Annotated in this window: 12 protein-coding genes; all 12 read left to right on the top strand. The window is 28.6% G+C overall.

Annotated features, from left to right (window positions below; all coding sequences use genetic code 11):
* Positions 1-163: 163 nt before the first annotated feature.
* The 12 genes from OC680_RS00890 to OC680_RS00835 all read left to right on the top strand — a co-directional run bounded on the left by OC680_RS00890 (position 164) and on the right by OC680_RS00835 (position 11,016).
* The gene (locus OC680_RS00890; RefSeq protein ID WP_304515242.1) at positions 164-958 is read left to right on the top strand and encodes a YitT family protein; all 795 of its coding nucleotides are present in this window, start codon (positions 164-166) and stop codon (positions 956-958) included.
* 1,144 nt (positions 959-2,102) lie between these two features.
* Complete coding sequence (gene pyk, locus OC680_RS00885) at positions 2,103-3,440, top strand: pyruvate kinase (RefSeq protein WP_304515241.1); 1,338 nt, start codon at positions 2,103-2,105, stop codon at positions 3,438-3,440.
* Positions 3,441-3,626: 186 nt separating this feature from the next.
* Positions 3,627-4,727: a thiamine pyrophosphate-dependent enzyme gene (locus tag OC680_RS00880; RefSeq protein WP_304515240.1), complete on the top strand. Its 1,101-nt coding sequence runs from the start codon at positions 3,627-3,629 to the stop codon at positions 4,725-4,727.
* A gap of 3 nt (positions 4,728-4,730) precedes the next feature.
* On the top strand, positions 4,731-5,714 hold the full coding sequence (locus tag OC680_RS00875) for an alpha-ketoacid dehydrogenase subunit beta (RefSeq protein ID WP_304515239.1): 984 nt from the start codon (positions 4,731-4,733) through the stop codon (positions 5,712-5,714).
* 89 nt (positions 5,715-5,803) lie between these two features.
* Positions 5,804-6,061, top strand: a complete 258-nt coding sequence (locus OC680_RS00870; RefSeq protein WP_304515292.1) for a biotin/lipoyl-containing protein — start codon at positions 5,804-5,806, stop codon at positions 6,059-6,061.
* 50 nt (positions 6,062-6,111) lie between these two features.
* Entirely contained in the window at positions 6,112-6,873 is a 762-nt protein-coding gene (locus OC680_RS00865; RefSeq protein WP_304515238.1) for a dihydrolipoamide acetyltransferase family protein, read from the top strand.
* A gap of 120 nt (positions 6,874-6,993) precedes the next feature.
* Entirely contained in the window at positions 6,994-8,373 is a 1,380-nt protein-coding gene (lpdA, locus tag OC680_RS00860) for a dihydrolipoyl dehydrogenase (protein ID WP_304515237.1), read from the top strand.
* 40 nt (positions 8,374-8,413) lie between these two features.
* Positions 8,414-9,184 (top strand): TatD family hydrolase, encoded by a 771-nt coding sequence (locus tag OC680_RS00855; RefSeq protein ID WP_304515236.1) that lies wholly within the window; start codon positions 8,414-8,416, stop codon positions 9,182-9,184.
* Between the two features lie 68 nt (positions 9,185-9,252).
* The gene (locus OC680_RS00850) at positions 9,253-9,873 is read left to right on the top strand and encodes a lambda-exonuclease family protein (RefSeq protein WP_304515235.1); all 621 of its coding nucleotides are present in this window, start codon (positions 9,253-9,255) and stop codon (positions 9,871-9,873) included.
* Between the two features lie 388 nt (positions 9,874-10,261).
* Positions 10,262-10,423 (top strand): hypothetical protein, encoded by a 162-nt coding sequence (locus OC680_RS00845; protein ID WP_304515234.1) that lies wholly within the window; start codon positions 10,262-10,264, stop codon positions 10,421-10,423.
* A gap of 42 nt (positions 10,424-10,465) precedes the next feature.
* Complete coding sequence (locus OC680_RS00840) at positions 10,466-10,606, top strand: hypothetical protein (protein ID WP_304515233.1); 141 nt, start codon at positions 10,466-10,468, stop codon at positions 10,604-10,606.
* A gap of 8 nt (positions 10,607-10,614) precedes the next feature.
* Positions 10,615-11,016 carry a 3'-5' exonuclease gene (locus tag OC680_RS00835; RefSeq protein ID WP_304515232.1) on the top strand — a complete coding sequence of 134 codons (402 nt, stop codon included), beginning with the start codon at positions 10,615-10,617 and terminating at the stop codon, positions 11,014-11,016.
* Positions 11,017-11,183 lie beyond the last annotated feature (167 nt).

Below are 11,183 nucleotides of genomic sequence, written 5' to 3'. Positions count from 1 at the left end.
AAATTATTTTCAAATTTTTGTCAGTTTTTTTATTTCTTTTTATTTATTTCTTTTGTTTTTAATCACTGTTGTAAATTACTTTTTTATTTTAACCTGGGGAAATTTTTTCTGTCATTTTTAGTTTTATTTTTTGTTTAATTTATGTGTTAAAAGGGGGTATGAAGTGAAAAATTTTTTCAAAATATCTATAATAGTTTCTATATTTTTAATTTTTATATTTTCATTAATGATTTGTTTCTATCCTTTGCTTTCGCCGCTATTGTATTTTTATACAAACGATGTTAAGTTGCATTTTAAATTAATAAAAATTTTTTTAGGGTCTCTTTTATTAATTTTTAGTATTTATTTTTTTATTTTGCCTGAAGAATTTATTATAGGCGGATTAGAAAGTAGTTTGTTGTTTTTAGACAAAATCTTTTTTTATGACAAAAAAACTAAACAACAGAATTATTTTTTTAGTACAAATCATAACATTATTATTGCTCGAATTTTGATAATTTTATTATTTGGTTTTTTCTTAAAAGACACACTTTTTTTCTTTATTTCTACTCTTTTATTAAATTTTGTTTTTGCTTTCATAATTAAAAATTTAGATTATTTTCATATTGACAGAAATTTTTTTCTTAATATATTGCCGGATTTTATTAAAAAAAATAGCTTTTTAAGATTGTTTTTTTCTTCTTTAATAATCGGGCTTTGTGTTGGTATAGGGTGTGGTTTAATTTTTTCTAGTAGTTCTTCTACAGGAGGTACTGATGTTATTTTTTTATATTTAGAACAACGATTGAACATCGATTTAAAAAGAATTTTAATCTTAACTGATGGATTAATGATTTTGATTTCTTTTTTCATTGATTTCTTCCGTAAAATTGATAAAAAAATGAATATTATAAATAAATATTTTTTTTCTATTATTACTTTTTTGATTGCCATTAATTTAATTGCTAAATTGTTATAAGATTAGGATCGTTTGTAATAATATAAGTTATTTTAACCTCTGAATTTTCTCATATGTGTTGATACCTTATATGAACATTATATTTTTACATTATAAAATAAAATGTTTTTAGTGATTTAAAAAATTTACTTTAAGAAATCAGTAATTTTTTATCAGATACGTATTTTACTTTATTATTTATTTAAAGTAAGGAGGAATTGCTATAATCAAGTCAACTCCCCCTAAGTAATAATTTTAGGTAGTAGTGGTTAAATTTTTATTAATCTTCTTTTATCGTTTTTATTTTTAGAAAAATAAAAAATTTTTGTTTTTAAAAGAAATTCAAGCTAAATGCTATTCGGATTATACATATTACCTTTTCAAAATAAATCATATAGTTAAATTTAGTGAGGCTGGCTATTTTTGGCTAATTAGTTATTATAGTTAAACTAAATACTATTTTTTCTGGAAACGTTTAATATCTGCTTATTTATTGTTAATTATTTAAACTTATTTTTTCGTGTTTTTTCACATTAGTACTTTGGTTGTGGATAAGTTTATCTTTTTTTTGTTTTCTCATAATTTAGTTTACTTAAATTATAAAACTTTTAGTTTTGTTAATTATCAAGATTATAAAATATTTTCTAACCGATACCTATCAGATTCATACGTTTTTGTTTTAAATTTCCTAGGTTTTTAGAATTTGGCTTTGAAATTAACGAACCTACTAGAATTATATTTATTTGGCAAGAGATAAAGCAAAGATTAATTCTATGAAAGAAAGTTACAATACTTGTTTATTTAACTATCGTATGTATAATATCATTTTGCGATAAAAAACTTTTTTTTTAAAAGTTGAGATTATCTTAGTTTAATTAGAGCTAGTTAAATAAACGAATGTTCTTAGTATGAATCCTTTTTGCCAAGGCCCCCGTTTTTTATTTTTATTTTTTCGATACTAACTTTTTATTTAACATAAGGGAATTTTATGTTTAGACTTTATTTATTCGTTATAAAATTAAAAAAAATTTTATAATATAGAAGTGATTATAATTTATTTTATTTATTGTATTGAATTTTTTGCGTATACGTAAATGAAATAATAATTTGGGTCAGAAATAAAAAGTTTGTATTAATATAATAAAAAGGTGAAAAGTGTGTTTTTATGAATAAAACAAAGATTATTTGCACTTTAGGTCCAGCGTCTTATAATCCAGAAATTTTAAAACAATTAATTATTGCTGGTATGAATGTAGCTAGATTTAATTTTTCTCATGCGAATCATGATACAAGTAAGAAGTTAATCCAAGTTATTGAAAAATTAAACGAAGAATTAAATACTAATGTATCTATTATGTTAGATACTAAAGGTCCGGAAATCAGAACGCATGAATTTGATGACGCAACAATGATTGAAAAAGATTCTTTAGTCCGAATATCTTCTAAAGAAATTTTGGGCAATAATTCTGTTTTTTCTGTTACTTATGATAAATTTTATGATGAATTAAGTATAGGTGATTTAGTTAATATTGACGATGGTTATTTATCTTTAGAAGTTATTGACAAAGATGCTACAAATAGAGAACTCGTTACCAAGGCTCAAAATAGTCATATAGTTAAATCTCGTCGTGGTGTAAATGTTCCTGGCATTAGTTTAAAAATACCTTTTATTTCCGAAAAAGATCGTCAAGATATTATTTTTGCGATAAAAGAAAATTATGATTATATTGCTGCTTCTTTCGTTAGAAATGCTCAAGATGTCCAAGATATAAAGGATATTTTGCAAAAGTATAAAAATGATCAAATTCAAATTATTTCCAAAATTGAAAATCAAGAAGCTGTCGATAATATAGATTCTATTATAGATTTATCAGATGGTATTATGGTGGCAAGGGGCGATTTAGGAATTGAAGTAGCGGGCGAATTAGTTCCTTTATATCAAAGTCAAATAATCGATAAATGTTTAACAAAAGGGAAAATTGTTATTGTAGCTACTCAAATGTTGGAATCAATGCAAAAAAATCCGCGTCCTACTAAAGCTGAAATTTCTGATGTGTTTAATGCGGTGCGAGAAGGCACAACTGCTACTATGCTATCAGGCGAGTCAGCTTCAGGTAATTACCCTGTAGAATCTGTCAGGTATATGCATAGAATTAATGGGCAAGCAGAAAAAATATTAGATTATTATTTTTTTTCACGTGTTTATGAACCACAAACTTTTCGAGAAAAGATTTTATTAAGCGCTGTGGAATCTGCTTTCAATTTACCTATTAAGGCTATTATAGTGGATAATTTTGCAGATGCTTATAATATTTCTAAATTTCATCCGCCTGTTGTTATATTGGCTTTAATAAAAAACAAAAAAGAAGCTGCTTTGTTATCTTTGTGTTTTGGTGTAGTGTCTTTGCTCAATCAAAAAGAGTTAGATAAAAAATTAAATATTTTGCAAGTTGAGAAAAATCAATTACTCTTGATTAAATCTAATCAAATCATATTCAGATAGTTTTAGTTTATAACATCACCCGTTTTTGTTAATTCTAAAATACTGCATAATATAAAATTGGATTACAGATTCATTTCTAACTCCTTGTAATTTACTTTATTTAACATAAAGTTATGTAAGTGCTACCTTGTAGGGGTAATGAGAATTAATAAAAGAAGTAAACAAGTAAAGGAGTTTATTTTTAAAATGAAATTAAGTAATTACTTATATAAAGTTGATCAAAAACCTATTTTTCAAATTTTAGATCCTGAAGGAAATGTAATTAACCCTGAATTTGAACCGAAAATGTCTCAAGCAGAGTTATTAGAAATATATAAAGTTATGATTTTGTCTCGCATAACGGATACGAAGGCTTTTCAATACCAAAGACAAGGTCGCATGCTTTCATATGTTTTGAATACAGGACATGAAGCTTGTCAAGTAGGAGCAGCATCTGCTCTGCAAGATCATGACTGGGTTTCTCCTTATTTTCGCGATATAGGTATTTTTTTATATCGTAAAATACCTTTAGAAAGTTTTTTGCTCTATTGGTATGGCAACGAAAGAGGATCTTACATGGATCCTTTGAAACATATTTTACCAATAAACATCATTATTGGATCATCTATTAATATAGGTGCTGGTTTAGCTTTGTCTAGCAAATTATTAAATAAAAAAGAAGTTGTTTTAGCAACTATTGGCGATGGTGGCAGTGCTCATGAAGAATTTTACGCAGGATTAAACTATGCATCTGTTTACAAAGCGCCTTTAGTGGTTGCGATTCAAAATAATCAATATGCTATTTCTACTCCAAGAAAAACAGCCTCTAATTCTGAAACTTTATCACAAAAGGCTATTGCCTTTGGCATTCCTGGTATGAGAGTAGATGGTAATGATGTTTTAGCTGTACATGTAGCAGTGAAAGAATTTGTTGAGTCATCACGACAAGGGAATGGTGCTGGTTTGTTAGAACTAATTACATACCGTATGTTAGGACACACAACAAATGATAATGTTAAATTATATCGTTCTTCAGAAGAAGAAGAGGAATGGAAATTAAAAGATCCTATTAAACGTTTTCAGAAATATTTATTAAATAGAAAAATTTTAACACAAGAATTAATTGGCGAAATTGAACAAACTACTGTCAAATATGTCTCAGAAGTACATCAACGCATTACCACTTATGGTCATATAGTAAAACCTATTGAAATTTTTGAACATATCTATGATGAAATGACGCCACAATTAAAAGAACAATATGAACAATATGAATTATTTTTAAAATCTACGGAAGAAAGGAAATAAAACATGCCTCAAATGAATTTATTGGAATCTATTAATCATACCTTAGATCTTCAGTTAGGGAAGATTCCTGAGTTAGTTTTGTTTGGTCAAGATGTTGGCAAATTAGGTGGAGTTTTTAGAGTTCTTAAAGATTTACATTTAAAGTATGGGGAAAAACGTGTTTTTAATACTCCTATAGCAGAATCTGCTATTATTGGCAGCGCTATTGGAATGGCTTTAGGTGGTTTAAAACCTATAGCAGAAATTCAATTTGAAGGGTTTGTTTTTACTGGATTACAAGATTTATTTTCCCATGCAGCTAGAATACGAAACCGTTCTAGGGGGGCTTTTTATTGCCCGATGGTTTTGAGACTTCCAATGCACGGCTCCATTAAAGCGTTAGAACATCATTCAGAATCTATTGAAGGAATGCTAGGTTCTTTCCCAGGGTTACATATAGTGGTTCCTTCCAATCCTTATGATGCCAAAGGATTATTAATATCTTCTATTAAGAGTCTTAATCCTGTAATTTTTTTAGAGCCTAAAGTTTTATATCGAGGTGAGAAACAAGAAGTTCCGTTAGACGAATATGAAGTAGAAATTGGTAAAGCTAAAATAGTTCAAGAAGGCAAAGATTTAACTTTAGTAGCTTGGGCATCTGCTGTGCCTATATCTAAGTTAGCTATTGATATTTTAGCTAAAGAGGGAATTTCTGTTGAATTAATAGATTTAAGAAGTATTAACCCCATTGATAGAGATACTATTATTAATTCTGTTAAAAAAACTGGAAGATTAGCGGTGGCTCACGAAGCTACTAAAACTTATGGACCAGCAGGTGAAATAATTACTTTAGTAAATGAATACGCTTTTCATTATTTAAAGACTGCGCCAGCCCGCATTACAGGTTTCGACATTATTATGCCTTTAGCAAGAGGTGAATATCATCAGTGTTTAAATGTACATAAAATTGTTCATGGGATTCGCAATGTTTTTGCTTCTCAGAAATGATATTTATAAGGTTGTTTTTATTTTAATATTAAAAAAAGTTTGATTTGATTAACTAGTTTATATGAAGAAAAAGGAAGGAATTATTGAAAATGTTTAAATTAAAATTTCATGATCTGGGAGAAGGCATTAATAATGGGCGTATTCATGCATGGCATTGCAAAGTGGGAGACCAAGTAAAAGAAGGTGATGTTTTGCTTGAAGTTGAAACTGATAAGATGGTTGCCGAAATATCTTCCCCAGTAAATGGTGTTGTTACAGAAATGTTTCCATCTTTAGGAGATGATATTGTTGTTGGAGATGTTTTAGTGCATATCGAAGAAACATGTGATTTAAAAGACAGCAAATAAAATATTTTGAAGTAATTGTTATCGACATAGAAAAGAGATTTAATTAAATAATGAAAAAAAATGATAAACATTTAGATACAAAAATAAAAGATATAACGGATAAAGATGTGCAAATAGAATCAATTTCAAGTTTACGAAAAGCTATTGCTGAGAAAGTAACAACGGCTAAAACTCTAATCCCAGATACAACCATAATGCAAGAATTCAATGTTGATAATTTAGTTACTTTAAGAGAAAAAATCAAATCGCAAGAACAATTTAAGAACGGAAACATTAAATTAACTTATATGCCTTTTATTGCTAAAGCAGTTACAATTGCCTTGGAACAATTCCCCCGTTTTAATTCTAGTTTTGATGATAAAAATAATGTATTGATTATTAAAAAGTTTATTAATTTAGGTATCGCAGTTGATACTAAAAATGGTTTGATAGTGGTTAATATTAAAAATGCACAAAATTTAGGTGTTTTAACGTTAGCCAAGGAAATAAAAACATTAGCGGAAAATGCTATAAATAGAAAAATTACATTAGATAATCTTCGAGATGGTACTTTTACTATAAGTAATTATGGTGTTTTTGATATTTCTTATGCTAATCCTATTATTAATTTCCCAGAGGTAGCCATTCTTGGAATTGGAACTATGATAAAAAAACCATTTGTTAAAGATGATGTTATCTCGATTGGTAATATGTTACCTTTATCCTTAACATTTGACCACCGCTTTATAGATGGAGCCGATGCGGGAAGGTTTTTACAAACTATTAAGTTATTATTAAGTGATATATCAATACTGGAGAACCATATTTATTAATGACGTCAAAATAATAAGAATTTTAGCTATTCTTCTTAACTATTAGGAGTAAATTATTCGGGTTTTTAATTTTAGCGAACCATATTCATTTATTTTTAATGAATAATAAAGAGATCAAATATGAAAAAATATGATATTTTAATTATAGGCGGAGGGCCAGGAGGATATGTTGCCGCTATCAAAGCCTCTCAATTAGGAGCACAAGTGGCTTTGGTCGAAGATCATAAATTAGGTGGGATCTGTCTAAATTATGGTTGCATCCCTACTAAAGCTTATTTAAAAAGCGCAAAAATTTTTGGTTTTTTAAAAGAGGCTAATAATTTTGGAATAAGTTGCAGTGGAGATATTCGATTTAATTGGCTTTCTGTGTTACAACGTAAAAATAAGATAGTACAACAATTAACAAATGGTGTTGGTTTTTTGTTAAAAAAAAATAATGTTGATGTTTATTATGGGTTTGCTAAGGTTTTAACTTCTAAGCAAGTCCAAGTTGGAGATAAGTTTTTAGAAACTCGAAAGCTTATTATAGCTACAGGGTCAAGTGCTTTTATTCCTTCTATTCCTGGTGCTAAAGAAGCTTATAATGATAATTATTTATTTACAAGTAAAGAATTAGTACAATTAGATAAATTCCCGAATAAAATTATTATTATTGGGGGAGGTATAATTGGAGTTGAATTTGCTACTATTTTCAATAAATTTGGATCTGAAGTAATGATTTTGGAAAAACAAACTTCTATTTTAAACACTTTGGACCAAGATATTATTGCTGCTTATAGTAAACATTTAGAAAAATCCAATATCCAAATTGTTACTGAAGCTTCAGTTATCCAAATTCAAGACAATATTGTTCATTATATACATGATAATAAAGAGAAAATTGAACAAGCTGACATTGTTTTAATGGCTGTTGGCACTAAACCAAATCTAAAAGGATTAGAAAAACTTAATTTAGAAATAGATAGAACGGGTATAGTAACAGATAATTTTTTAAATACTTCGATAGAAGGTGTTTATGCAGTTGGCGATGTAAACGGTAAATTTATGTTGGCACACGTTGCTAGTCATGAAGGCGTTACAGCTGTTTATCATGCTTTAGGCAAACAGGCTTGTCATAAACCTATGAATTATGATCGTGTCCCATCCTGTGTTTATGGTTTTCCTGAAATAGCTACTATAGGATTTACCGAAGATCAAGCTAAAAGCAAAGGTTTCGATTGTAAAGTATCTAAATTTCCTGTTAAAGCGATAGGAAAAGCTTTAGCTGATGGAGAAAGTGATGGTTTTGCAAAAATAATTGTTGATCGTAAAAATATGAAAATTTTAGGAATGCATATATATGCATATAATGCTACTGAATTAATTACCGAAACAGGAGTAGCCATGGAATTTGAAGGAACAGCGCACGATGTAGTTAACGTAATTCATCCACACCCTACCTTAGCAGAATTAAATCTGGAAACTTTTTTAGGTGTTATTGATAAACCTATTCATATGTAATTTAATTTAGAAGATAATTAATTGGAATAGGAAGAAAAATATGTTAATTGACACTCATACTCATCTTAATTTAGATGATTACTCGAGAGATTTACCAATTGTTATAGAGAGAGCTTTAAATAATGGTATTTCTTACTTTATCGTTCCAGGATTAGATGATAAGACCAATTCAAAAGCTATTGCTTTATCGCTTAAATATCCTTGTATTAAAGCTGCTATTGGAATTCATCCTTGTTATTGGAAGAACGAAGATCCTTCTAGTATTGAAAAATATTTAAAATTAAAATATTCCCAAGTAGTAGCTATAGGAGAAATTGGGTTAGATTTATATCATGATAAGAAATTTTTGCATATACAGAAACAAAATTTGTACATTCAATTAGAATTATCAATAAAATATAACCTTCCTGTTATTTTACACGCTAGAGAATCTTTTCAAGAAATATATAAAATGTTACTACCTTATAAAAATAAAATTAGGGGTGTTTTTCATTGTTTAACCACTAGTTTAGAAGAGGTTGAAAAAGCTTTAGAATTAGGTTTTTATATAGGAGTCGGAGGTATTATTACTTATCAGAAATTCGAAGAATCACATAAGGTATTATCTAAAATTCCTCTGGATAAGATTCTTTTGGAAACAGATTCTCCTTTTTTAACCCCTTCTCCATTACCAAGAAATAAGAGAAATGAACCTTCTTTTTTGCATATAATAGCTGAAAAGGTAGCTATGATCAAAAATATTAGTTTGGAAAAAGTAGCCTTACAAACCTCACATAATGTTAAAAAGATTTTTTTAACTGATTTATTATAATTTTAGTAATAGTAAATTAAATATTCTAAAAACAAAGATATTAGATGTAGAAAGAAAATTAATTTTATATGCATTTCGCGAAATTAGAATCTAACAAGTTTTTAAATTTAAAACAAAATTCTGAGGCTTGGCATAAGCATAGAAGTAATTATATTAACGCTTCTGAAGTAGCTGCTATTATGGGGTTAAACCCTTTCGAAAGTAGAAAGTTGTTATTTAAACGAAAACTGTTTCAAGAAAAAATAGAAGATAATATTGCTATGCGTCATGGGAGAAAATTAGAACCAGAAGCAAGAAATTTTTTTAATGAAGTTTATAAAGTAAATTTTATTCCTATAGTTTTTACAAAGTATTTTATGTCAGCGTCTTTAGATGGTTGGCACCGTGAATCAAAAAGTGTCTTAGAAATAAAATGTCCTATTTCTTGTAATACTAATTCTTGGAGTAATTTTTTTATTAATGATAAAGTTCCAGTTTTTTATTATGCTCAAGTTCAAGCTCAACTTTATTGTTCTGATTCGGAAAAAGCTTTTTTTTTAGTATATCAAACATATCAAAACGTTAAAGTGAAAGAAATTAAAAAAGATTCTTTGTTTATTGAAAAAATGTGTTTGGAATGTTATTCGTTTTATAAACTTTTTAACGAAGCTAAATTAATATTAAACCGTTTAAATAATAGTAATAAATAAAAAAATAGACTATTTTGCAAAGATTCAAAAGAATAAAAAGATGATAAGTAGGGATCCTACTTTTTTTTATATTTTAAATTTAAGAAAGAAGATAATATTAGTAGTTAAATATTGCCGTATTAAATTAGGTCTTAATTTATTCGAACGAAGTGTTTGCTACTCTAAAGTATTTTGTTAGCATCAGTCTTTTTTGTTTGTTGATATTTCATTTGAAGTTTAAATGGAGGTAATATCTTGAAAGAATACTTCTTTTCTCTTTTTGTTGGGTTGTTTATAGTCGATTGTGTTCTAAATATTATACTCATGACACAGTATTTAACTTGAATAGAATAGGTGATAAGTATCACCTTTTTTTTTATGTTTAAATTAAGTAAAGGAGTTTATGTTCATGGCTAGATTCAGTAAATTTAGACGCTTTCGTTCGGTAGTGGTGAGAACCGTTGGTAGACGTCGCTTATCTTTATCAAGATTGATTTTGCCGATTATTGGGATTTTAGGTCTTATCTTAGTCCTATTAGCTCATAAAGGTTATATTTATTTACCTCAATAACTTTTTTAATTATCATTTACCAGAAAGAGAAGGTCTTCATTCATGAGCTTGTTAAAAATTTTGACTTACTTAGGCGTTTGTTTCATTTTGATTTTTATTTTATATAAATTGGAAATAATTGTTCCTTCCGAAACGAAAGTCCCTTGGATTAAAGCTCCGACTACTGCTGCTAAGAGTAGTTAATTATTGCGATGTGTCGTTTAAATTCAGCCCAATTACAAGCCGCCCATGCTCCGGCTCACCAAGCCCTTTATTTGCGAGCGGGGGCTGGCACTGGTAAAACTAAGACCCTGATTGAGCGCTTACTTTATTTAGCTCAGCAAGTGGCGCCTGCTAAGTTGTTAGTCTTAGCTTCTATTCACCAAGTGAAAGGCTTAGAATTTAAAGTGGTCTTTCTCCTGGGGTGTGAACAAACCACCTGGCTCAATCCCCTTTTAGCGGTCGTCAATCTCGCGGAAGAACGTCGCTTAGCGTATGTAGCGGTCACCCGGGCCCAAGACCAGCTTTTTTTGACAAGTGTCCGTCGTCGTCCTAGTTTGACCCAGCCTGCTCGTTTAAAACCGCTCACTTTTTTAAAAGAAATGGGGTTTTAAAGTTAAAATAGCCTTAGGGCTGTTTTTAGTTTTACCACAGTTAAAAGTTTTTATTTATTGTATCTTGAAGGAGATTGTTGATGAAAGTTAAACGTTTATACTCGTTAACGGCTATTCTGGCTCATTTAACTCAGGTCTCTTTTTTTCGACTTGTTTTCACCAAAGCC

Source organism: Candidatus Phytoplasma melaleucae, assembly GCF_030588185.1.
Taxonomy (GTDB): Bacteria; Bacillota_I; Bacilli_A; order Acholeplasmatales; family Acholeplasmataceae; genus Phytoplasma; species Phytoplasma melaleucae.
Note: the sequence above shows the minus strand (reverse complement) of the source record. Positions and strands in the feature narration are given on the sequence as shown.

Bases quoted from the DNA above. Each gene is read 5' to 3' on its own strand.
- pyk (WP_304515241.1), top strand. From the start codon at position 2,103: ATGAATAAAACAAAGATTATTTGCACTTTAGGTCCAGCGTCTTATAAT.
- OC680_RS00880 (WP_304515240.1), top strand. From the start codon at position 3,627: ATGAAATTAAGTAATTACTTATATAAAGTTGATCAAAAACCTATTTTT.
- OC680_RS00875 (WP_304515239.1), top strand. From the start codon at position 4,731: ATGCCTCAAATGAATTTATTGGAATCTATTAATCATACCTTAGATCTT.
- OC680_RS00870 (WP_304515292.1), top strand. From the start codon at position 5,804: ATGTTTAAATTAAAATTTCATGATCTGGGAGAAGGCATTAATAATGGG.
- OC680_RS00865 (WP_304515238.1), top strand. From the start codon at position 6,112: ATGAAAAAAAATGATAAACATTTAGATACAAAAATAAAAGATATAACG.
- lpdA (WP_304515237.1), top strand. From the start codon at position 6,994: ATGAAAAAATATGATATTTTAATTATAGGCGGAGGGCCAGGAGGATAT.
- OC680_RS00855 (WP_304515236.1), top strand. From the start codon at position 8,414: ATGTTAATTGACACTCATACTCATCTTAATTTAGATGATTACTCGAGA.
- OC680_RS00850 (WP_304515235.1), top strand. From the start codon at position 9,253: ATGCATTTCGCGAAATTAGAATCTAACAAGTTTTTAAATTTAAAACAA.
- OC680_RS00845 (WP_304515234.1), top strand. From the start codon at position 10,262: ATGGCTAGATTCAGTAAATTTAGACGCTTTCGTTCGGTAGTGGTGAGA.
- OC680_RS00840 (WP_304515233.1), top strand. From the start codon at position 10,466: ATGAGCTTGTTAAAAATTTTGACTTACTTAGGCGTTTGTTTCATTTTG.
- OC680_RS00835 (WP_304515232.1), top strand. From the start codon at position 10,615: ATGTGTCGTTTAAATTCAGCCCAATTACAAGCCGCCCATGCTCCGGCT.